Annotated in this window: 22 protein-coding genes; 10 read left to right on the forward strand and 12 right to left on the reverse strand. The window is 68.2% G+C overall.

Annotated features, from left to right (window positions below; all coding sequences use genetic code 11):
- Positions 1-637, forward strand: a 637-nt coding sequence (locus AB0B61_RS26875; RefSeq protein ID WP_358437080.1) for a hypothetical protein, incomplete at its 5' end; no start/stop codon positions are given.
- Between the two features lie 107 nt (positions 638-744).
- On the opposite strand, the gene AB0B61_RS26880 is transcribed toward AB0B61_RS26875, so the two are convergent.
- Positions 745-1,830 carry an epoxide hydrolase family protein gene (locus AB0B61_RS26880; RefSeq protein ID WP_358437826.1) on the reverse strand — a complete coding sequence of 362 codons (1,086 nt, stop codon included), beginning with the start codon at positions 1,828-1,830 and terminating at the stop codon, positions 745-747.
- Positions 1,831-1,943: 113 nt separating this feature from the next.
- Here AB0B61_RS26880 and AB0B61_RS26885 point away from each other — a divergent pair, with 113 nt between their 5' ends.
- Together AB0B61_RS26885 and AB0B61_RS26890 are read left to right on the forward strand one after the other, a co-directional pair.
- On the forward strand, positions 1,944-2,423 hold the full coding sequence (locus tag AB0B61_RS26885; protein ID WP_358437083.1) for a MarR family transcriptional regulator: 480 nt from the start codon (positions 1,944-1,946) through the stop codon (positions 2,421-2,423).
- 64 nt (positions 2,424-2,487) lie between these two features.
- Positions 2,488-3,165, forward strand: coding sequence for a DUF6461 domain-containing protein (locus tag AB0B61_RS26890; protein ID WP_358437086.1), 678 nt, complete (start codon positions 2,488-2,490; stop codon positions 3,163-3,165).
- A 254-nt stretch (positions 3,166-3,419) separates the two neighbouring features.
- On the opposite strand, the gene AB0B61_RS26895 is transcribed toward AB0B61_RS26890, so the two are convergent.
- Positions 3,420-3,806: an SCO5389 family protein gene (locus AB0B61_RS26895; RefSeq protein WP_358437089.1), complete on the reverse strand. Its 387-nt coding sequence runs from the start codon at positions 3,804-3,806 to the stop codon at positions 3,420-3,422.
- Between the two features lie 77 nt (positions 3,807-3,883).
- Positions 3,884-4,825, reverse strand: coding sequence for an ArsA-related P-loop ATPase (locus AB0B61_RS26900; protein WP_358437092.1), 942 nt, complete (start codon positions 4,823-4,825; stop codon positions 3,884-3,886).
- A 69-nt stretch (positions 4,826-4,894) separates the two neighbouring features.
- On the opposite strand from AB0B61_RS26900, the gene AB0B61_RS26905 reads away from it, so the two are divergent.
- From AB0B61_RS26905 to AB0B61_RS26920, 4 genes are all read left to right on the forward strand, one after another.
- A complete protein-coding gene (locus AB0B61_RS26905; RefSeq protein WP_358437095.1) occupies positions 4,895-5,422 on the forward strand; it encodes a tetratricopeptide repeat protein in 528 nt (175 codons plus the stop codon).
- A 78-nt stretch (positions 5,423-5,500) separates the two neighbouring features.
- Positions 5,501-6,709 (forward strand): serine hydrolase domain-containing protein, encoded by a 1,209-nt coding sequence (locus AB0B61_RS26910; RefSeq protein WP_358437098.1) that lies wholly within the window; start codon positions 5,501-5,503, stop codon positions 6,707-6,709.
- 66 nt (positions 6,710-6,775) lie between these two features.
- Positions 6,776-7,147, forward strand: a complete 372-nt coding sequence (locus AB0B61_RS26915; protein ID WP_358437100.1) for a hypothetical protein — start codon at positions 6,776-6,778, stop codon at positions 7,145-7,147.
- Positions 7,148-7,195: 48 nt separating this feature from the next.
- On the forward strand, positions 7,196-8,086 hold the full coding sequence (locus AB0B61_RS26920; RefSeq protein ID WP_358437103.1) for a lipase family protein: 891 nt from the start codon (positions 7,196-7,198) through the stop codon (positions 8,084-8,086).
- Positions 8,087-8,345: 259 nt separating this feature from the next.
- Here AB0B61_RS26920 and AB0B61_RS26925 read toward each other — a convergent pair whose 3' ends face one another.
- The 4 genes from AB0B61_RS26925 to AB0B61_RS26940 form a co-directional block, all read right to left on the reverse strand.
- The gene (locus tag AB0B61_RS26925) at positions 8,346-8,744 is read right to left on the reverse strand and encodes an Rrf2 family transcriptional regulator (protein ID WP_358437105.1); all 399 of its coding nucleotides are present in this window, start codon (positions 8,742-8,744) and stop codon (positions 8,346-8,348) included.
- Positions 8,744-9,598, reverse strand: coding sequence for an ABC transporter permease (locus tag AB0B61_RS26930; RefSeq protein WP_358437108.1), 855 nt, complete (start codon positions 9,596-9,598; stop codon positions 8,744-8,746). The genes AB0B61_RS26925 and AB0B61_RS26930 overlap by 1 nt, the downstream gene beginning before the upstream one ends.
- 92 nt (positions 9,599-9,690) lie before the next feature.
- On the reverse strand, positions 9,691-10,479 hold the full coding sequence (locus tag AB0B61_RS26935) for an ABC transporter ATP-binding protein (protein ID WP_358437111.1): 789 nt from the start codon (positions 10,477-10,479) through the stop codon (positions 9,691-9,693).
- Positions 10,480-10,484: 5 nt separating this feature from the next.
- Positions 10,485-11,516, reverse strand: coding sequence for an ABC transporter substrate-binding protein (locus AB0B61_RS26940; protein WP_358437114.1), 1,032 nt, complete (start codon positions 11,514-11,516; stop codon positions 10,485-10,487).
- 105 nt (positions 11,517-11,621) lie between these two features.
- Here AB0B61_RS26940 and AB0B61_RS26945 point away from each other — a divergent pair, with 105 nt between their 5' ends.
- The gene (locus AB0B61_RS26945; RefSeq protein ID WP_358437117.1) at positions 11,622-12,347 is read left to right on the forward strand and encodes a class I SAM-dependent methyltransferase; all 726 of its coding nucleotides are present in this window, start codon (positions 11,622-11,624) and stop codon (positions 12,345-12,347) included.
- 25 nt (positions 12,348-12,372) lie between these two features.
- Here the strand turns inward: AB0B61_RS26945 and AB0B61_RS26950 are convergent, their stop codons facing one another.
- A complete protein-coding gene (locus AB0B61_RS26950) occupies positions 12,373-13,740 on the reverse strand; it encodes an LCP family protein (protein ID WP_358437119.1) in 1,368 nt (455 codons plus the stop codon).
- A gap of 126 nt (positions 13,741-13,866) precedes the next feature.
- Here AB0B61_RS26950 and AB0B61_RS26955 point away from each other — a divergent pair, with 126 nt between their 5' ends.
- Positions 13,867-14,715 (forward strand): class I SAM-dependent methyltransferase, encoded by an 849-nt coding sequence (locus AB0B61_RS26955; RefSeq protein ID WP_358437121.1) that lies wholly within the window; start codon positions 13,867-13,869, stop codon positions 14,713-14,715.
- On the opposite strand, the gene AB0B61_RS26960 is transcribed toward AB0B61_RS26955, so the two are convergent.
- The 4 genes from AB0B61_RS26960 to AB0B61_RS26975 all read right to left on the reverse strand — a co-directional run bounded on the left by AB0B61_RS26960 (position 14,670) and on the right by AB0B61_RS26975 (position 18,863).
- Complete coding sequence (locus AB0B61_RS26960) at positions 14,670-15,578, reverse strand: NAD-dependent epimerase/dehydratase family protein (protein WP_358437124.1); 909 nt, start codon at positions 15,576-15,578, stop codon at positions 14,670-14,672. The genes AB0B61_RS26955 and AB0B61_RS26960 overlap by 46 nt on opposite strands.
- Positions 15,575-16,786 carry a cytochrome P450 gene (locus AB0B61_RS26965; protein WP_358437127.1) on the reverse strand — a complete coding sequence of 404 codons (1,212 nt, stop codon included), beginning with the start codon at positions 16,784-16,786 and terminating at the stop codon, positions 15,575-15,577. The genes AB0B61_RS26960 and AB0B61_RS26965 overlap by 4 nt, the downstream gene beginning before the upstream one ends.
- Entirely contained in the window at positions 16,783-17,733 is a 951-nt protein-coding gene (locus AB0B61_RS26970) for a ketoacyl-ACP synthase III (protein WP_358437130.1), read from the reverse strand. The genes AB0B61_RS26965 and AB0B61_RS26970 overlap by 4 nt, the downstream gene beginning before the upstream one ends.
- 149 nt (positions 17,734-17,882) lie before the next feature.
- Positions 17,883-18,863 carry a polyprenyl synthetase family protein gene (locus tag AB0B61_RS26975; protein ID WP_358437133.1) on the reverse strand — a complete coding sequence of 327 codons (981 nt, stop codon included), beginning with the start codon at positions 18,861-18,863 and terminating at the stop codon, positions 17,883-17,885.
- 277 nt (positions 18,864-19,140) lie between these two features.
- On the opposite strand from AB0B61_RS26975, the gene AB0B61_RS26980 reads away from it, so the two are divergent.
- On the forward strand, positions 19,141-19,436 hold a 296-nt coding region (locus AB0B61_RS26980), incomplete at its 3' end, for a hypothetical protein (protein ID WP_358437135.1).

Raw genomic sequence — 19,436 nt, forward strand, 5'->3', positions numbered from 1 at the left:
CATGCTGGGCTGTGACGTCTCGGTCCTGGTCATCTGCCCCGACCGCAAAGTCGCCGCCCATTACGCGCAGCCGATCGAGTCCGGGCTGACCGGCTTCCGCCTGCGACCCTGGGTGCTGGGGCCGGACGGCATCCCGGCCATCACGGACCCCCAAGAGGCCGCCGCCCACCTGGACCTTGCCGCTATGTCGGTCATGGTCCACGGACGCGACCGCAAGGTCATCGAGGCGTTCACCGCCGCGCTGCCGGACGTGACCGACGAACACGCTCCGGATTACTATGAATACGCTTACGACATGTCCGCGCCCGAGATCCGCCACCTCATGGAGGAGATCATGAAGTCCGCGTCCACCAAATGGCCGGTCTACAGCCCCTTCGCCCGCGAACACTACGGCCGCGGCAAAGCAGACGGCATAGCCGAAGGCAAGACAGAGGGCCGGACAGAGGGCCGGACAGAGGGCAAAGCGGAAGAGGCCGCCAGATCGGTGCTGCTCGTGCTCGCCGCCCGCGACTTCAACGTCCCCGACGACATTCGCACCCAGATCACCACCTGCACAGACCTCGCCCAACTCGAAACCTGGCTCACCCGCGCGGTCACCGCCCAGGCCCTCCAAGATCTGTTCAACGAAGTGAGCTGAGTGCCGGGCCGCCTGGTCGGCGCCGGGTCGACCACCTGCTCCGTACGATGACCTTGATCGGATCCCGGGTTCTGGCCGGAGTGCTAGCGGGTGGCGAGTCGGTAGCCCTACTCGATGCGGGTCAGGAAGAAGTCCCGGACGTCCTCAGCGAGTAGTTCCGGCACCTCCATCGCGGCGAAGTGGCCGCCACGCTCGAACTCCGACCAGTGCCTGATGTCGTACAACCGCTCGGCCAGCGGTCGCACCGACTGCGTGATGTCGTGCGCGAACACCGCCACGCCGACCGGCACCTGGCACTGCACGGTCCGCCCCCGCGGGGCGTCGTGGTGTAGCCGCGCTGAGGAGGCCGCGGTGGCGGTCAGCCAGTACAGCGAGATGTCGGTGAGCATCCGATCGTCGCTGATCTGCGAGCGGGGGTCCGTCCACTGCGCGAAGCGCTCGGCGATCCAGACCAGCTGGCCGACCGGTGAGTCGGTCAGCGCGTAGCCGATGGTCTGGGGGGTGAGGGCCTGCAGCGCCTGGTACGGCGGCCGGTTCGCGATCAGCTGTCTGACCTTGTCCAGCCGAGCTTCATCCGTCGCGGACAGTTCGATGCCGGCATCCGGGTCCGGCCGGGTCGGCAGGTAGTTGACGTGCGCCCCGACGACCTGCTCGGGCGCCACCGCGCCGAGCGCCAGGGAGATGCCCGCGCCGAAGTCGCCGCCCTGCGCGCCGTAACGCTCGTACCCGAGGCGGCGCATCAGCTCGGCCCAGGCCCGCGCGATCCGGAAGGCATCCCAGCCGCCCTCGTGCGTCGGCCCGGAGAAGCCGTAGCCCGGGATGGACGGAATCACCAGATGGAAGTCGCGCGACAGCGGCTCGATCACGTCGAGGAACTCCAGGAACGAGCCGGGCCAGCCGTGGGTGAGGATCAGCGCGAGCGCGTCCGGCTTGGCGGACCGGACGTGGACGAAGTGGATGTTCTGGCCCTCGATCTCGGTGGTGAAGTGCGGGAGCTTGTTGAGCTCGGCTTCGTGCTCGCGCCAGTCGTACTTGGTCCGCCAGTGCTCGGCGAGCTCCTTGAGCCGCGCCAGCGGGAAGCCGTACTCCCACCCGGCGTCGGCGACCTCGTTGGGCCAGCGGGTACGGGCGAGCCGGTCGGTCAGGTCGTCGAGGTCGGCTTGGGGGATGTCGATGCGGAACGGCTTGATCATGTTCTCGGCTCCAAGGGGATTCATTCAGTCGCCTAACGTTCGGATGGCTAACGTTTATGTCCCGAACGATAGCACAATCATTAGTGCGCCGAACGATTCGTTAGACTTGTCACATGGAGAACCCATCCGAGGACACGCCCGCCCGATGGCAGGGCCTGCCCAGCTGGCTGCTCAGCCAGACCGCCAACCACGCGCACCGCCTGGTGGGCGACGGGTTCTCGGCCGTCGGCGCCCGCGGATACCACTACCGCCTGCTGGCGACGCTGGAGCAGTCCGGCCCGGCCAGCCAGGCCGCGCTGGGCCGCCGTAGCGGCATCCACCTGAGCGACATGGTCGCGACCATCAACGAACTCGCCGACAGCGGACTGGTCGAGCGCGCCCCGGACCCGTCCGACCGGCGACGCAACATCATCTCGCTGACCTCGGCGGGCAAACGGCAACTGCGGCGGTTGGAGAAGCGGCTGGCCGAAACCCAGGAAGAGCTGCTGGCTCCGCTGTCACCCGAGGAGCGACAGCATTTGACCAAGCTGCTTTCCAGGCTGTTGGATCACCACAACCGGCGAACCGGCACCCCTGAAGAGCCGTGGCGCTGACTGGGAACGCGCGCAAGGGTGAAGTGGGCCGAACTATGTCGGTAGGGCCTGCCAAGATCCCGGTATGACGATCGATGCGCTGGCGCCGTTCCGCTGGCTGCAACCGCCGTACGGCGATCAGGGCGACCTACTCGGCGAGATCTATTGCGTGACCTTGCTGCGCGGGCTCGACCCGGCCGAGGTGCTGCGCCGGTTCGGCGCCCGCACGAGCACGGAGATGAGCTTCGCCGAGCTGGATCTGGCGGTCTCCGACTTCACGATGGTGACCGAGGGCGGTGAGGGAGGTGGTTACGTCGGAGTGGTCGCAACCGGTGATGGGTGCGCGGCGGTAGAATCGTCCGGCTGGTCGGGGACGGACGACTCGACGCTGGCGCGGCTGTCGGCCGGCACCGACGTGGTGTCCGTCTCGCGGCATGACTACGCCTGCGACTACTTCCACTACGCCGCCGACGGCATGGTGATCACGGCTTTCGACCCGACCGCTCCCGAGCACCGCTCCGGTGCCGACACGGACCGGCTTGCCGGCCTCATGCGAGAGTTCGGCCTGCCCCTGGAAGAGGGCTCGGAGGAGGAGTGGGAGCAGCGGTACGACGACCTGACCGAGCACGGCCTCGCGCGGATGTTCGCGATGGCGGCCCGCCTCACCGGCGTGACGTTCACCGCCGACCTGCTGAACGGACCACTGCTGGTGGGCGCGATCGCCGACCTGCCGTGGGAAGAACCTCAGCGCGAGACACCCTGAAACGGCGCCGTCTACGGCGAGCTCAGCGGGCCAACGGCACGCAGTGCGGTGACCAGCCCGAGGGGGGTCCCCAAAAGGCTTTTAAGTCAACCTCGACCGAGGAAACGCGATCGCGAGCCAACGGGGGCGGAGTCGCCGTGGACTCAGTCGATGTACGGTTCCACGCGCTCTAGACGCAGCGAGAATGCCGTACACCTCGACGTTGGCCAGCATCTCAGCGGCGGGCCGGGAGGACCGGCCCGCCGTGGATGGAGCTAGCAGTCCACCAGCTCGGGCTCCTGGTTGAGGATCTGTGCGCGCGGCGTGACGAACTCTCGCCAAGCGTCCGCGGCCGACGGAGCGAACACCGCCACCCGGTGGCAGTTCTGGAAGGCCAGGCGGACGCCGAAGTGGCGCTCCAGCGCCCCCCGCATCGCGTCACTGGCCAGGCAGCGCAGGAGCTGGCCGCGGGCCTCCTCGGACGGCGGTGGCACCTGGTTGTCGGCGAACTCGGCGCCGGTCCTGTCGCGGTGCTGGACCAGCTCGCTGATCACCGACCAGGCGTACGGCAGGGATTCGCGGACGCAGGCGATGAACGCCGCGTCGTCGACCTCGCCGGCTCTGGCCTGATCGAGTAGATCGTTCGGAACGGTCAGCGACATGCTGTCTCCTCTCAACGGGGATTGATGCGAACGCTAGGCGGGCTCGGTGAGGGCTTCCAGATGACCGGAGGGGACAGTCATGTGGTCGGCCGGCCGCCGTAGACGAACTCCGGGTCGATCTGGTCGGCCAGATCGAGGCCGGTCTTGGCGTTGGCCCAGGAGCGGGCGTTGCGCAGGTGGAACTCCTCGGTCTGGCGGCCGAAGCGGGCCCAGTCCTTGGCCTGCGCGTCGAGGTGTTTGCGCAGGATGGCCAGCGCGTCGGCGTTGGTGGGCTCGAGGTCGTCGAGGGAGAAATGGTGGCCTTGCTCCATCGCGCGTATGGCGGAGGAGTGCTCCATCCACGTGAGCAGGTCGTCGCCCACCTGGCTGTGCAGGAAGTCGACGTCGGACGGGCTGTGCACCTTGTTGCCGATCACGGCCAGCGGTACGTCGTAGTCGGCCGCGTAGTCGCGGTATTGCCGGTAGACGCTGACGCCCTGCCTGGTCGGCTCCGCGACGAGGAACGTCAGGTCGAAGCGGGTGAACAGGCCGGAGGCGAAGGAGTCGGACCCGGCGGTCATGTCGACCACCACGTATTCGCCCGCGCCGTCGACCAGGTGGTTGAGCAGCAGCTCGACGGCCCCGACCTTGGAGTGGTAGCAGGCCACGCCGAGGTCGTCCTCGCTGAAGGGGCCGGTGGCCATCAGCCGCATGCCCTCGGGCGTGGTGATCGCGAACTCGCTGGTCGCCAGGTCCTTGAAGCTCAGCAACCGGGAGCCGCGGCCCGGCGGGGTCGTCTTGACCATGGCCTGGGCGGAGGGGATGCGCGGGTTGTCGCCGCGCAGCAGCTCCTTGATCTCGGTGAGCCGGGAGCCCAGCGGCTCCGGCGGGTCCTCGACGCCGAGCACCAGCGCCAGGTGCTGGTTGATGTCGGCGTCCACGATCACCACCGGGCCGCCCTGGCTCGCCAGGTATCTGGCGAACAGCGCTGACATCGTCGTCTTGCCGCTGCCGCCCTTGCCGACGAACGCCACTTTCATAAGCACCCTCCTGATGGTTATGAAAACCGTTACCGTTTCATGTTGTGCTCATCATGCCACACTGAGTGCGTGAGTGACGACGAATTGGCGCAGGCCACGGGGCTTCGGGAGATGGCCACGCGGGACGACGAGTTGGCGCGGGCTGTGGAGTTGCGTGAGGCGGGCAAGCGGGAGGAGGCTCGCGAGCTGCTGGTGGCGCTGGCCGCGCGGCATCCCGATGACGCGGAGGTCGCCTACCAGACCGCGTGGGTGCACGACGCGCTCGGCCTGGAGGCCGAGGCGGTGCCGTTCTATGTGCGCGCGCTGGCCGGTGACGGGCTGAACGCCGACGACCGGCTGGGCGCCTTCCTCGGCCTGGGCAGCACCTATCGGGTGCTGGGGCGGGTGGATGAGTCGCTGGAGACGTTCGAGCGCGGGCTGGCGGAGTTCCCCGGCGACGCGGGGTTGCGGACGTTCAACGCCATGGCGCTCTACAACTCCGGCCGGGCTCGCGAGGCCGTCAGTACGCTGCTCGCGGTCGTCGCCGAGTCGGACCGGGCGGGCGGCTACGCCAGGGCCATTTCCTACTACGCCGAGAACCTGGACGAGACGGTCTGAGGACCGCGCCCAGCTTTTCGCCGGTGCCGCAGGGCGCGGAAACGGCCGGGAAACAGGCCGCCGAGTTCGATCACCTTCATGACCGCGAACCAACCGTCACGACGTACCGCGATCGGCCTGCTGGGGGCGGCTCCCCTCGCCACGGGAGCCGCTCGTGCGCAGGCGCCCCATATCCCCGACGCCGTCCGGCCCGGTGGATCCTTCGACAAGCACATCGCCCAGCTCGCCGCCGACGACAAGTTCTCCGGAACCGTGCTGATCAGCCATCGCGGCAAGCCCGTGCTGTCGCGTGCCTACGGCATGGCCGACAAGGAGAAATCCATCCCCAACCGGGTGGACACCATCTACCCGCTGGCCTCGGCGTCCAAGCCGTTCACCGGCCTGGCCGTCGTGCAGCTCGCGCAACAGGGCAAGCTGAAGTTCCACGAGAAGCTGGGCACTTATCTCGACGGCTACCCGGCCGAGACGGCGAACACCGTCACCGTCCACAACCTGCTCACCCACACCTGCGGCTTGGGCGATCCCACCCGCGACGATGACATTCCCACGACGATTCACTACAGCATCGCCGAGCAACTCGCCTCCATGAGAAAACGCCTCCAGTCGCAGAAACCCGACTTCCCTCCCGGCGTCAAACACCAGTACAGCTCTGCCGGTTACGAGGTCCTCGGCGAGATCGTCGCCCGGGTTTCGGGGCAGACCTTCTGGGACTATGTCCGCGACCACATCTTCCGCCCGGCCGGCATGACGGATTCCCTTTACTACGTCCGCCCCCAGTGGCTGGGCGGCGAGCGTTTCGCGCACCCGTACATGTACCAGAGCGACGGCTCCCGCATCGACGGCCTCCGCAACCTCGACAAGGGCGGCTCACGAGGCGTCGCCGGAACCAACTCAGCGCGCAACTACATCGGCACAGGAGGCGGGAACGGCTTCTCCACGGCACCTGACCTGGTCCGTTTCGCGCATGCTCTGCTGAGCCACAAGCTACTCAACCCGGCCTACACCGCCCTCTACGTGAACGGGAAATTCCCACCCGCTCCTCTCGAAGGCAGCCCGCCCCGCCCCGGCGGATATGAGTCCCTCATGGCGTACGGCCCCATCTCCAGCATTTTCCACAACCAGCCGGTGATAAGCCACGGCGGTGGAATAGCGGGTGGCAACACCAACTGGTCCGTCTACCTCGACATGAACTGGACCTCGGCCATTCTCTGCAATTACGACCTGGACCCCGCCGACTTCGCCGCGATCATCGACCTGGAAAGGCGGGCCATCACCGGTGTGACGTGATGGATCATGACGACTGCACGGGCACGGCACCGTCCACCGCGACGGGCAGCCCGGATCGTGCCGCAGGTGTTCCAGGACAGCGGAGTAAGTGCGGCCGCGGCGGGATGGCTGCTGTTTGTCTTCCAGGCGGTCGCGGTGTTGACCAGTTTGGCGGTGCCCGCCGCGCTGCGGTGGGCACGTGACCAACGCGCGGTGGCGGCGGTGAGCTCGGTCGTTCTGCTCGTCGGCTACCTGGGACTTTTGGTGGCGCCGGGATGGGCGTCGCTGTGGAGCGTTGTCCTCGGACTGGGTGGCGTTCTGATGTGCGGCGCTGCGGCCGGTCAGGTGATCGTCGCGATGGTGGCCGGCCGAGGTACGGTGCCGCCGGTCTGGATGGACATGGCATGGATAAGCCCAAAACCTATGCACTCAGGAGTAGCGCTGAACCGGGGTGGTTAGGTTCACGGCGATCGCAGTCGACCGTCCCGACATCATCAAGGAGTACCGGTGCCCAACGGAAACGAGATGCCACTCAAGGTTCCTCCCGGCTATGACCTGGACATCGCCCGAACCTGTTCTTTCGTCGTCAACGTAGCCTGCGAGATGTGTGAACAATGGAAGGCCGCGGGCAAGCCGAGTGCTCCCACGTTCTCCTGGACGCCCTCGGATAGCTGCCCTATCACCGGCCCGGCGTTCCCGCTTGACCAGTGGAGGTTCCGCGGCCCGTTCTGGAGCAGTTTCACCCCGGTCGTCAAGAAGATCGCGGAACCCTTCGCGATATTCGCTTACGGGCCTGACAGCAGCACCGTGTTCCTGGCCTTTCGCGGGTCCCAGACGGACGACGACTTCATCATGGACGGCAAGACCGAGTTGGTGCCCTATGACCCGCCGACAAGCACGCCCATCAGGAACACCCAGGTGGAGAAAGGGTTCAATGACGTCTTCAACGGTTTCGACCAGGGCGCCTTCGCGGCCGAGTTGTCGCAGATCGCCGAGAGCGGCGCAAGGCTCATCGTGACCGGGCACAGCCTCGGTTCGACCCTGGCGACCCTGATCGTTCCGCAGGCCTGCTTCGCGGGAATACCCATCGCGAAGATCCTGCATTGCAACCAGGCCAGCCCCAAGGTCGGGGAGTCGAATTTCAAGGACTACTACAACGGCCTGCGCGTGCAGACGTTCCGGCTGGTGAACTTCTACGACAAGGTGCCGAAGCTGCCGTCGGGGCCGTATGAGGCGGTCGGCGTCGAGGCCCTGTTCGGTGCCGACTACCCGACCGAGGGGGAATGCCACAACCCCTGCTGCTCGTACTCCTACGCCCTGTTCAACCCAGACACGCCCTACAACCAGGGCATTGATACGTGCATGTCGCAGTCGAATCCTGACATGCGCATTCCCTGAAACGCCTGGCACCAACGGCACCACATCCCCGACAGGGAGTCACGAACGTGTTGCCGTCCGGGTCCTGGAACCATGCGATACGCCCGCCGCCGCCCGAGCGGTGATTCCGGCCAGGCCCTCTCGGGGGCTCGACACGGCTGCGCATCCGCAGGGTGGCGGCGGTGGCGGCGCACCGGCCCGACGTGGTGCGTGTCCAGCACCGCATAAGACCTGCTTGGGTATCGCATCGTCAGCGCTGCGGCAGTGGACGCCTCATTGCCTAGCGGGTGGTGGAGTCGCTGGAGACGATCTGCGCGAAGGTGACCTCGGTGAGCAGGCGTTCCTCATGCTCGCGCAGCGCGCTCCAGACATCGGCCAGCGGGCCCGCGACGCCCGGGTAGCCGCCGTGCGCGGGATACTCCGGCTTGCCTTCGATGACCGCGATCACGTCGGCGAGCGTGATGTCGTCCGCCGGGCGGGCCAGCCAGTAGCCGCCCTCAGGGCCGCGCAGGCTGTGGATGAGCCCGGCCCGCCTGAGTTGCAGCAGGATGTTGTCGAGGAAGCGGCGCGGGATGTTCTGGGCCGAGGCGATGCGCTCGGCCGGCACCGGCCCCGGCGGCGCTGCGGCTAATTCGGTGACCGCCCGCAGCGCGTAGTCGGTTCGCGCGGAGACCCGCATCACACCGGATTGAGGCCCCAGCGCCGGCGTAGGGCGCTGTCGGCGGCCTCGAACAGCATGTCGATCACGATGCCGATCACCAGGATCACGATCATCGTGCCGATCAGTCCCGGCGAGTCGGACAGTTCCCGTGAGATCGCCAGCTGCTCGCCGAGCGACGACTGGTACGCGATGATGACGAGCAGTTCGCCGGCCATCAACGAGCGCCAGGCGAACGCCCACCCCTGCTTCAGCCCTGCCAGGAACGACGGCAGCGACGCGGGCAGGATCACGTGCCGGTACAGCTGCAATCGCCGGAACCCGAGCACGTGCCCGGCCCGCAGCAGCAGCGGAGGCGTGTAGTCGACACCGGTGATCAGACCGTTGGCGATCGACGGGGCGGCACCCAGGATCACCACAAAAGTGATGGCGCTCTCGGTCAGCCCGAACAGCAGGATCGCGAACGGGAACCAGGCGATCGACGGCATGGTCTGCAGGCCGGTGATCAGCGCGCCGAAGGCGGCCCGCAGTACCTTCACCCGCGACACGGCCGCGCCGACGACCAGGCCCACGAGCACGGCCAGCGCGAAGCCGGTGACGGCCCGGCGCATGGTGGTCCCCACGGCCTGGTAGAACTCGGGGTCGCCGAGGCGGTGCCCGAGATCCTGGAAGGTGGTGATCGGGCCGGCGAAGACGTACTCGGGCCAGCGGCCGCTCAGCACGACCAGCTCCCAGGCGACCAGTACCAGCGCGACCGCGGTCAGCATCGGCCAGATCCTCGCCCAGACCCGGGACGCCACTCCGGCGCGCTGCTCACCGGCCAGCTCCAGCGCGTCGAGGCCGGCCATCTGGCGCGCGTGCGTGTCAACGGCCATCGCTCGCCTCCGATCCGTACGCGGCCGACTCGTGTACGGCCATTCCGTACGCGGCCGACTCGTGTGCGGCCGGTCCGTGCGCTGCTGTTGCGTCAGTGGCCATGGCGCAAGACCTCTTCCTTCAGCCGGTCGGTGATCCTCGCGGCCAGTCCGGCGACCTCCGCGGAGTCGGTGCGGCGGGGCCGGGCGAGCTCGACCGGGAACTCCTCGACCACGCTGCCGGGACGGCTGCTGAGCAGCACGACCCGGTCGCCGAGCCGGACCGCCTCGCGGACGTTGTGCGTGACGAACAGGACGGACAGCGCCCGTTCCCGCCAGATCCGTTCGAGCTCGTCGTGCAGCAAATCGCGGGTCATCGCGTCGAGCGCGCCGAACGGCTCGTCCATCAGCAGCACGGCGCCGTCCTCCGAGGAGGACGAGGAGGACTGGGCGAGCGCGCGGGCCAGGGCGACGCGCTGGCGCATGCCGCCGGACAGCTCATGCGGGCGCTTCTTCCCGAACCCCCCTAGATGCACCATCTCGAGGAACTCGCCCGCCCTGGTACGGCGCTCGCGCTTGGCGAGGTTGTCGGCGCGGAAGGCCATCTCGACGTTGGCCGAGACCGTGAGCCACGGGAACAGCGCCGGCTCCTGGAACATCATCGCGACCTGTCGCCCGGCCGTGGAGATCTCCCCCTGTGTCGGCCGGTCGAGCCCGGCGACCAGCGAGAGCAGCGTGCTCTTGCCACAGCCGGAGGCGCCCAGGAGGCAGACGAACTCGCCGGGCCGTACCGACAGTGAGACCTTGTCGAGGGCGAGCAGCCCGTTGCCGCCGTGACCGTAGACCTTGGAGACGGCCTCCAGCCGGACCGCCGCCGTACGATCGACCACCTGCGTCGTCATGTGCGTCACCTGTCCGAAATCGACTGCTGACCCTGCGCGGCCAGCACCTCGTTGAGTGGCTTCAGGTTGTAGATGCCGTTCAGGTCCACCGGCTTGAGCAGCCCGACCTTGACGGCGTGGTCCGCGCTGCCGGTGAGGGAGGAGGCGATGGGGTCGTTCGTGAACGTGATGTTCTTGAACGCGCTCTGCAGCACCTCGGGCTTGAGCGGCTTCTGGGTGAGCTTCTCGATCGCGGCGTTGACGGTCTGCGCGGCCGCGGCGGGGTCGTCGTTGAGGTACTTGGTGGCCTCGACGTGCGCCTCGAGCAGCTTCTTGAGCAGGTCGGGGTTGGCCTTGGCCCAGTCCTGCCGGACGATGAGGTGGGTGATCACGAACTGCTTGTTCGGCCAGAGGTCGCGCTCGTCCTGAAGGATCTTGCCCTTGCTCTCGATGACCAGGCGGCTGGCGAACGGCTCGGGCACCCAGGCGCCGTCGATGTCACCGGTCGCGAACGTCTGCAGCGTCTGCGCGTTCTCCTGGGGCACGATGTGGACGTCGCCGCCGCCCTTGGTGTCGGTTTTGAGCCCCTTGCTGTCCAGCCAGTAGCGCAGCGCGACGTCCTGGGTGTTGCCGAGCTGCGGCGTGGCGATCTTCTTGCCCTTGAGATCCGCGGCCGAGTTGATCCCGGGCTTGACGACCAGGTACACGCCGCCGGACGCGGCGCCCGCGACGATGTTGATGGCCTTGCCCTTGGACTTCTCCCAGGCGTTGATCGCCGGGTTCGGGCCGATGTAGGTGGCGTCGACGGCGCCGGAGAAGACCGCCTCGATCGCGGCCGGGCCGGCGTTGAACGTGCTGGTCTTCACCGGTACGCCGAGGTGCTTGGCGTAGAAGCCCTTCTCGACGCCGACCAGGGCGGTGGCGTGGGTGATGTTCGGGAAGTAGCCGAGGCGCAGCTCCTTCGCCGCGCCGCTGGGAGAGGCGCTGCTCCCGCAGGCCGCCACGAGCGCGGTGAGTGCGGTTGCGGCCAGAGCGGCTAGCACCCTGCGAGCGTTCATGCCCTACTCCCTATTTCCTACTTAATAAGTCGGCTATGTGCATATGAAACTCTCCAAATCCCGACACGTCAAGTTGGTATAGAGGGATAACTAGGATCTGTCCCTATGGAGAGACAGTTGATCAGCCACATCGCGCACGCCGACCACCCGATCGCCTCCCCGATCAGCGAGGCGAACCTGATCCGCTTGCTGCGCCGGGCCAAGCTGCCGAGCGGCGCGCGGGTCCTGGACCTGGGGTGCGGCGCGGCGGTCTGGAGTGTTCGGCTTCTTGAGCTGTACGGCGACGCCACCGCCGTCGGGGTGGACCTGTCCGACGCGGGCTTCGCCGACGCCCGCCGGATGGCGGAGGAGGCTGGGGTGGCGGACCGGCTGACCCTGCATCATGGCTCCGCGACCGAGTACGTGGCTGAGCCGTACGACCTGGTGCTGTGTGTCGGTGCCACGCACGCGTTCGGTGGGTTGACGCCGTCGATGGAGGCGATCAGCGGCCTGCTCGCTCCCGGCGGGCTGGCGCTGGTGGGTGAGGGGTTCTGGGAACGGCCGCCGGGCAGGGAGATCGAGGCGGAGATCGGCGAGTACGCGGACCTGCCGGGCACCGTGGCACAGGCCGAGTCGGCCGGATATCACACCGTGTACGCCCACGTCAGCGAGCGGGGGGAATGGTACGACTACGAGTGGTCGTGGACCGGGACGCTCATCGACTGGGCGCTGCGGCATCCCGGCGACGACGGTGACGCCGCGATGGCCGCGGCGCTGGAGCACCGGAAGATGTGGCTCGACGGATACCGCGACCTGCTCGGGTTTGTGACGCTGCTGGTCAAACGCGCCTAACAGCAGGTGACTTGATGGCGGGCCGCTAACGGCAGGCCGAGTCCAGGGTGATCGGGTTCTCCGGGCTGCCCGTCTGCGGGGCGGCCTGCGGGTGCTGGGTGGTCGAGCTCTGTTCGGACAGCGCCTGGGTGACCTTGTGCCTGATCAGGGTCCAGTCGGGGTAGACGGTGTCGATCAGCGGCGGTACGAAGTTCAGGCTCCTGATCTTGTGGTCCTTCACCTTCTGCGCCAGGTCCACCAGGTCGGGCAGTACGTTCTGCGGGATGTCGGTGGAGATCGCCCGCTTCGTCGCCGCGGCCAGCTTTTCGAAGCTGTTCAGCACGGTCACCGGGTCGGCCTGCTTGGCGACGGCGTTGAGCAGGCATTTCTGGCGGCCCATGCGCACGTAGTCGTCGCTGTCCGTACGCGAGCGGCCGAACCAGAGCGCTTCCTCGCCCGAGAGCTTGCGGGTGCCGGCGCTCAACAGGCCCTCGCGGTACTTGCCGTAGACGATCGGCTCCTTGATGGTGACCGTCACACCGCCCATCGCATCGATGATCTGCGCGAAGCCCCTCATGTCGACCAGGGCGTAGTAAGTGACGGGGATGCCGAGGATGTCGCTGATCGTCTTCTTGAGCAGGGCCGGGCCGCGCTGCCCCTTGTGTACGCCCGGCTCCATCTCGGGATAGTCCTCGGCGTACTGGAAGACCTCGTTGAGCAGGCCGGGAGTGTCGGGGCCCGCGCCGGTGAAGCCGTCAGGGAAGCGGTCCCTGGGCGGACCTTCCGGCAGTCGTACGCGCTGCAGGTTGCGCGGCAGGCCGAGCAGGGTCGTCGCTCCGGTGGCGACGTCGACGCTGGCCACGGTCATGCTGTCGGTACGCACGCCGGGACGGCCGGGAGCGGCGTCACCGCCGAGGAGCAGGAGGTTGATCCGCCGCGCGCCGTTCCACGGGTCCTGCGACACGATGGGGGAGACGTTGGCGGTGAACAGGGTATTGACCACGTCCCGCGACACGTAGGCCACGCGGGCCGCGTAGACGGCCGGGGCCAGGATGAGCCCGCACAGGGCGATGGTCAGGACGGTGGTCACCGCGCGGCCCACGCGGTTCGCGGGCGCCGGCCGTACCAGCAGATACGACCAGATGATCACGCCCGTCCAGACGACCCCGAGCGTGGCCACCATGATGGTGAGAGCGGTGAGCCAGGCGGGCTGGACGGCCAGCGAGAGCAGCCTGCTGCTGAACACGGTGAGCACGGTGAGGATCGAGGCGAGCATCAGCACGTACGTCACCATGAGGGCGATACCGGTCCTTCGCCGGTCGGCGGCCAGGTGAGCCACTCCCCACAACAGGGCTGAGGCCAGGGTGAGCGCGATGCTGAAGCCGAGGCCGAACCCGCGTGTTCTGACTGTCATCCCTGGTCAACCCCTCGTTCTACGAACTATGGCCAAGGTTAGTAACGGTTTGGAGGCGGGCGATTTGGTGAAAAGGCAGTGTCGCGGCAAGTTTCGGTGAAGTCCATCTTGAGATATAACGTGTGTGTGAGACGCGGAAGCTATGGATTCGACGCGCCATGGGCCCTCGCCGGACTCTGCTTCGGGGCGGTGGTGCAGCTGGCGTTGGTCGCGGTCTCGTTCGCCTTCGACGTACCGGCCGCTGGGATCGCGTTCCTGCTCGGTGCGCTCTACACGCTGGCCAGCGCGGGCAGTTACCTCTACACGACCCGCCGGGGGAAGTTCGTCGTGTGGGGCGAGGAGCTCGGCCGGATCGAGGGTGACGAGCAGGTGCTCGACCTCGGTTGCGGGCGTGGGATGGTGCTGTTGCTCGCGGCCCAGCGGCTGCGCGGCGGCCGGGCCACCGGCATCGATCTGTGGAGCGGCAAGGACCAGTCGGGCAACGCCGAGAGCGTCACCAGGGCCAACGCCGAGGCCGAAGGGGTGTCGGACCGAGTCGAGCTGGTCACGGGGGATATGCGCGAGTTGCCGTTCGAGGACGGGCGGTTCGACGTGATCGTGTCCAGCCTGGCCATTCACAACATCCCGACCGCTGAAGGACGCGACCAGGCCGTCAAGGAGGCGCATCGGGTGCTGCGTCCGGGCGGGCTGATGCTGATCGCCGATTTCCAGCACACGTCGAGCTATGAGGACGTGCTGCGGGAGCTCGGCGTGGTCGACGTGCGCAGGCGGGACCTGGGGTGGCGGTTCTGGTACGGCGGGCCGTGGTTCAAGTCGGAGATGCTGGAAGCCCGCAAACCAGGTCCAAACGGTGTTGAGGCGCGCTCGGTCGGTAGCGAGGAGCGCTCAGCCGACGGTGAGGGCGCGGAGGTGTCGGAAGTGGGGCGGGTTCACCAGGATGCGGCACCCGTGAAGGACGTCGGCGACGGCGCGTAGCCCAGTCGCTCGCGGGCCGCGGTGATGTCCAGCGTGCGCTCGACGGCCAGGTGGCCGACGGCGTAGCGGGTCAGGCGCGGCTCTCTGGCGAACTGCTTGGAGACACCGTTGGCGAGCGTCTCGGAGATCGCCGCCAGGCCGTGGGCGAGATGCCGGGGCAGGTAGAGCGGGGTCGCGTCGATGCCCTTTTCCCTCAGTACGGCCCGAAGCGCATCATCCAGGACGACCGGCTCGGCGTCGGTCACGTTGTACATGCCGAGCGGACCCGTGACGGCCAGCAGGCAGGCCTGGGCGAGGTTGGACACCGACGTCAGGCTGACCCGCTGCCGCCCGTCGCCGACCGCGACCAGTCTGCGGCATCTGACCGCCCGCAGTACCCGGGGGAGCAGCGTGGTGTCGCCCGGACCGTAGACGGCGTGCGGGCGCAGGATCACCGCCCGTCCCTCGACCAGGCGTTCGGCCGCCGCCTTGGACGCGCCGTAGGCGTTGACGTACCGGCTCACCGGGGCCTCGTGCTCGCGGGCCATGACCGTCGGCCGTCGCGGGTCGTACACGCTGGCCGTGCTGACGTGCACGAACCGGGCGTGCGGGAAGGCGGCCATGGCGTTCGCGGTTCCGGTGTGGTTGGCCCGCCAGATCCCGGCCGGCGGGCCCCAGTCGGTGACGCTCCCCGCGCAGTGGATCAGCGCGTCGAGGTCCGGCTCCGGGCGCTCGTCGCCGGTCAGGTCCCACGCCTGGTACGTCACTCCGGGGATCTCCGCGGGCCGCCGCCCGAAGCCGTACACCTGCCAGCCCCTGGCCACGGCCGCCCGGCAGACCGCGCCACCCACGAAACCGGACGCCCCGGTCACCCCGACCCTCATGCGGCCCTGATCAGCAGGTGCTTGTAGGTCGGGAGGAGCACACCCCTGGCGGCCCGCCGCGCCACCACCTTGACCGGGCGGGCGAGCACGACCCCGGCCACCGCGCGGATCTCGGCCAGCGCCAGCGGATAGCCGATGCAGAAGTGCGGCCCGGCGCCGAACCACAGGCGGCGCAGCTCGGGCGGGTGGGGGCGAGATGGGTCGAACGGTCCGTACGCGCGGGCGCAGTTGTGCGTCACGATCACCACGCGGTCGCCGGGCCGGGCCAGGAGCTTGCCCAGGCGTACGGGCTCGGCGACGGAACGCAGCATCACCGGGGTCGGCGTGGTGACCCGCATCGCCTCCTCGATCGCCAGATCCAGGTCGGCGCCGAAGGCGTCATGGTCGTGCAGCAACGCGACCATCCTGGGTACGAACGTGGCGACCGTCTCCGTCCCGGTGAGGAAGAACGCCCCGGCCGCCCCGCGGGCCTCCGCCGCCGACAGCCCGAGCTCGCGCATCCGGCCCATCACCGTGGCGGGGTCCCCCGCGTCGTAGGCGGCCTGCGCTATGTCGCCGATCCCGTCGAGCACCTCGCGGGCCACGGTGAGCTGGCGGGCGTTCAGTCCCCTGGTACGCAGCGAGACCATCGACACCACCCGCTCCCCATCGGCGAACAACCGCCTGGCCCTGGCCGCCGGCACCTCGCCGAGTCCGATCACCCGGCAGATCACCGCCCCGGCCAGCAGCCGCATCTCGTCCACCAGGTCGACCGTGCCGCCTTTCGCCAGGCGTACGCGGAGATCGTCCAGCGGGCCGGCCAGCACGTCGGCGACCAGCGTGGCGACGGACGACGGCGTGAACAGCGGCGCCAGCTTGGCGCGGAGCGCGGCGTGCGACTCGCCCTCCATGTTGAGCAGCACCGACGGGCCGAGCACGGGCGTCCACAGGTCGCCGGGCGAGCCGGGGCCGTCCTTCCGGAAGCGACCGTCCAAGAGCACGCGCCGGGCCAAGGCCGCGTCGTTCACCACCACACCCAGACCCGGCACCCGCACCACCGGACCCAGGCGGGCCAGCAGCCGCATCAGCGGGTAGGCGAAGGGGTGGGCGGCGAGGTAGAGACGCGTCTCGTACCGCTGCCGACGCCGGACACGCCGCTCATGGCGCTCGGACCGCTCGCGCTCCTCGGGGGTCTCGTGTCGCTCGGACGGATCGTCGCGGCCGGTCACAGGTCCGCCAGCATGATGCCCAGGCTGATGCCGCCGCCGAGGCCGAGCAGCGCCACACGGTCGCCCCTGCGGGCGTGGGTGAGTTGGAGCGGGAGCGTGACCGACGCACAGTTCCCGTGCTCGGGCAGCGTGATCACCAGCCGGTCCTCGGGGAGGTCGAGCGCCTGCGACAGTACCTTCAGGTACGGCAACGCCACCTGGTGCACCGCGATCACCGCGAAATCGTCCCAGGTCAGGCCGGTGCGTTTGAGCGCGTTGAGGAAGAGGTCGGGGCCGACGAGCTGGAACGCCTCCTTCAGCCGGCGACCGTCGCCGCGGAAGTAGGAGTACTCCGGGTCGCGCGGATGCATGGACCCACCACCCGGAAGGGTGCCGATACCCCACGCCGTACTGTCCGCCGAAAAATCGCGATAAAAGATGCCGCGGAGCGGGTCGGCCTCCACGAGCACCGCCGCGCCCGCGTCCGACAGTGTGTATCCCGCGAACGCGTCCACGAACTGCGCCCGATCCCGCACCCGCCAGCGGATCGCCCGCGACGGCGTCTCGCCCGAGCACACCAGCACCCTGCGGTACGACCCGGAGACGATCAGACCCTCGGCCACCTGGATCCCGTTGAGCAGACTGTTACAGGCGTTCTTGACGTCGAACACCGGGCACGACAGGCCGAGCTTGGCGGCCACGATGTGCGCGGTCGCGGGCTCGACCAGGTCCTGCGAGGCCGAGGCGAAGATCAGCAGATCGACGTCGGCCGCCAGCCCCTTGGCGGCCTCGACGGCCAGGTCCGAGGCCTGCTGATCGTCGGCGGCCACGTGGCGGCGCTCGATGCCGGTCATTCGCTCGATGATCCCGGTCGGCGGCCGGTAGCCCTCGATGCGTCGCTCGACCTCGTCGCTGGTCAGCGTGGCTGCGGGAAGGTACGTGGAGATCTGGGTGATGCGGGCCTTCATCTGCCGAAACCTAGCGGGTCGGCCTTGCAGAACGTTTGCCAGCCGTTCACCGGGCCTGTCAGCAGTGCTCGTCCATCGGCCCGGTTACCGGGCGTCGCGGCTTGCCGACGAGCGACCCTATGGGCGACCACTAATCATTTCAATGAATCTCAATTAACGGCGGCCTGGAGAGTTATTTGCGAAACCTGCTCTATGTATGCCGTGGGCAAGGCGTGCAGGATGTCAGCCGTTTCGGAATCGTGAATCACCGGTAGCGCGGCGAGCGCTTCGGCGGCCAGGCCGCGGCAGTATTCCAGAGTTTTGGGCACCATGTCGCCGGCGCGCAGGCGGCGCAGGACTTTCGTCACCTGGTCTTCGGTCATATTCCTGCCCAGCAATTCCGACACGTCCTCGCCGGCCATCAGCAGGGGCAGGCTGTAGACGCCCTGGCGCAGGTCGTTGCCCACGGGTTTGCCGAGTTGCCGGCTGGAGGCGGTCAGGTCGAGCAGGTCGTCGAGCACCTGGAAGATCAGCCCGAACCGCTCGCCGTACGCCGCCATCCTGGCCCGGTCCTCCGGCGAGGCGCCCGCGCACACGGCGGCCACCAGGCACCCGGCCCGGAACAGCGCGGCGGTCTTACCGGTGACGGATCGCAGCGCGCTCTCCACGGTTCGGTGCGGGTCGAACAGGTCGGTGGTCTCCAGGTATTGGCCCTCCGCCAGCTCGACGACGGTCGCGGCCAGCACCTCGGCCACCGGTCTCGACACGGCCGTGATGGCCGCCAAACCCGCCCTGGCCAGCATGAAGTCACCGATCACCAGGGCCTTGTCGTCGCCGAGCTCGGCGTTCAGCGTTCTGGTGCCGCGCCGCTCGGTGGCGTTGTCCATCAGATCGTCGTGTACGAGGGAACCGGCGTGAATCAACTCCACACACGCCGCGGCCGTGATCACCCGGCGGTCGGGCTGCTTTCCCAAGGCGATCGCCGTGGCCAGGGTCATGGCGGGGCGCAGCCGCTTCCCGCCGGCGCCGATGATCCGCTCGGCGCCCGCGTTGATACCCGGCAGTGTGGACGATCCGCTGAGACGGCGGATCCTGGCTTCGACCTTGCGCAGTCCTTGGGCGATGGCGGGGGCGTTCATCAGTCGGTCCATGGTCACCAGCCTGCTCCGCGGCGGCTGAGCCATCCCTGAGAAACGCTGAGGAAATTCTCAGCCGACTGCCCGAATTGCCGTCGATTACTCGTAAGTACGGTGACTTGGAGAAAGATCTGGGGTCTAAAAGTAATTGCGGGAAATGGCAGATCGTCCGACCGGTTAAAATTCTCGAGGGTAAAGAAATCCAGATCGTTCTGGGAGATAGATGCTCCATTGTTGGGGGGTAGGCTCCAGCGGCCGAAACAACAGCGCATCCATTTCTGGGGGACCGACCTTGTACAAGCACGCCATCACCGCTCTAGCTCTAACCGCTTCCGGCCTGCTGCTGGCTGCGGGGCCAGCGGCCGCCGCCGACGAGATCGGCAGCGGCTTCACCAGCTCCGCGGCCTGCCCCGCCAAGGTGAGCGTGGCCTGCCTCGACTCGGTGACCACGGTCCGGCCGTCCGCCACGAGCAGCACGTCCTGCTCCGCCGCGGTGACCATGGCCTGCCCCTCCAGCACGATCACCGTCCGTCCGGTGAACGTGAGCACGACCTGGGCCGCCAACACGACGACCACCGTCCACCCCGT

The sequence above is a fragment of the Nonomuraea sp. NPDC049158 genome, from assembly GCF_040648335.1.
In the GTDB taxonomy this organism is placed as follows: Bacteria; Actinomycetota; Actinomycetes; order Streptosporangiales; family Streptosporangiaceae; genus Nonomuraea.

Excerpts from the sequence above, each read along its gene's own strand:
- AB0B61_RS26925 (WP_358437105.1), bottom strand. The coding sequence starts at position 8,744 with ATGCGGGTCTCCGCGCGAACCGACTACGCGCTGCGGGCGGTCACCGAA.
- AB0B61_RS26880 (WP_358437826.1), bottom strand. The coding sequence starts at position 1,830 with ATGATCAAGCCGTTCCGCATCGACATCCCCCAAGCCGACCTCGACGAC.
- AB0B61_RS26910 (WP_358437098.1), top strand. The coding sequence starts at position 5,501 with ATGACCGCGAACCAACCGTCACGACGTACCGCGATCGGCCTGCTGGGG.
- AB0B61_RS26900 (WP_358437092.1), bottom strand. The coding sequence starts at position 4,825 with ATGAAAGTGGCGTTCGTCGGCAAGGGCGGCAGCGGCAAGACGACGATG.
- AB0B61_RS26940 (WP_358437114.1), bottom strand. The coding sequence starts at position 11,516 with ATGAACGCTCGCAGGGTGCTAGCCGCTCTGGCCGCAACCGCACTCACC.
- AB0B61_RS26935 (WP_358437111.1), bottom strand. The coding sequence starts at position 10,479 with ATGACGACGCAGGTGGTCGATCGTACGGCGGCGGTCCGGCTGGAGGCC.
- AB0B61_RS26930 (WP_358437108.1), bottom strand. The coding sequence starts at position 9,598 with ATGGCCGTTGACACGCACGCGCGCCAGATGGCCGGCCTCGACGCGCTG.
- AB0B61_RS26960 (WP_358437124.1), bottom strand. The coding sequence starts at position 15,578 with ATGAGGGTCGGGGTGACCGGGGCGTCCGGTTTCGTGGGTGGCGCGGTC.
- AB0B61_RS26895 (WP_358437089.1), bottom strand. The coding sequence starts at position 3,806 with ATGTCGCTGACCGTTCCGAACGATCTACTCGATCAGGCCAGAGCCGGC.
- AB0B61_RS26945 (WP_358437117.1), top strand. The coding sequence starts at position 11,622 with ATGGAGAGACAGTTGATCAGCCACATCGCGCACGCCGACCACCCGATC.
- AB0B61_RS26950 (WP_358437119.1), bottom strand. The coding sequence starts at position 13,740 with ATGACAGTCAGAACACGCGGGTTCGGCCTCGGCTTCAGCATCGCGCTC.
- AB0B61_RS26890 (WP_358437086.1), top strand. The coding sequence starts at position 2,488 with ATGACGATCGATGCGCTGGCGCCGTTCCGCTGGCTGCAACCGCCGTAC.
- AB0B61_RS26970 (WP_358437130.1), bottom strand. The coding sequence starts at position 17,733 with ATGAAGGCCCGCATCACCCAGATCTCCACGTACCTTCCCGCAGCCACG.
- AB0B61_RS26885 (WP_358437083.1), top strand. The coding sequence starts at position 1,944 with ATGGAGAACCCATCCGAGGACACGCCCGCCCGATGGCAGGGCCTGCCC.
- AB0B61_RS26975 (WP_358437133.1), bottom strand. The coding sequence starts at position 18,863 with ATGGACCGACTGATGAACGCCCCCGCCATCGCCCAAGGACTGCGCAAG.